This is a genomic window from Streptomyces sp. SID5785, assembly GCF_009870065.1.
GTDB lineage: Bacteria > Actinomycetota > Actinomycetes > Streptomycetales > Streptomycetaceae > Streptomyces.
Map to the genome: position 1 here is coordinate 1 of NZ_WWIA01000538.1, position 802 is coordinate 802.

At 76.6% G+C, this 802-nt stretch carries 1 pseudogene; it reads left to right on the forward strand.

Going from position 1 to position 802, the window contains the following annotated elements:
• A pseudogene (locus tag GTW43_RS17500) lies at positions 1-802 on the forward strand (reductase); the annotation flags it as partial.

Consider the following 802-nt stretch of genomic DNA (forward strand, 5'->3'; position numbering starts at 1 on the left):
TGCCGCGGCCGACGCGTCCGGCGACCTCGGCGCGACCGTCCGCACGTTCACCGCGGACCTGCGCACCGCCCTCCTCGCGCGCTACGGCGACCCCGACGCGGCCCCGGCGCCGTCCGGTCCCACCGCCGCCCACGAGGTCCGGGAGATCACCGGCGGCCCCCTGGACGCGGCCGCCGCCCGGCACGCGCTGCTGCCGCTGACCGTCACCGCGTCGTACGACCTCACCGCTCCCGGCCATCCCCGCGCCAAGCGTTTCGTGCGGCTCAGGCTGCCCGAGGGCGTCACGTATCGCAGCGGCGACCACGTCACGGTGCTTCCCGCGCACGAGCCGGCGCTGGTGGAGCGCGCCCTGACCGCACTCGGACTCGACCCGGACACGGTCCTCGACATCCGGCCCACGGCGCCCACCCGCACCGCACTGCCCGTCGACCGCCCCGTGACGGTCCGTGAACTCCTCACCCGTCACGTCGAGTTGCAGCACCGGCCCCGCTCCGCGGACCTCGCGCTGCTCGCCGCCGCGAACCCGTGCCCGCCCGAAGCCGCCGCCCTGGCCGCCCTGCCGGACACCGACCCGCGCACCGTCCTCGAGCTCGTCGAGGACCACCCGGCCCTGCGCGGCGCCCTCACCTGGAGCCAACTCCTCGATCTGCTCCCGCCGCTGAAGCCCCGCACCTACTCGGTCTCGTCCAGCCCGGCCCGGCAGCCGGACCACGTCGACCTGATGGTGTCCGTCCTCGACGCGCCCGCGGCCTCGGGCAACGGCCGCTACCGGGGCACCGGTTCCACCCACCTGGCCACGCTG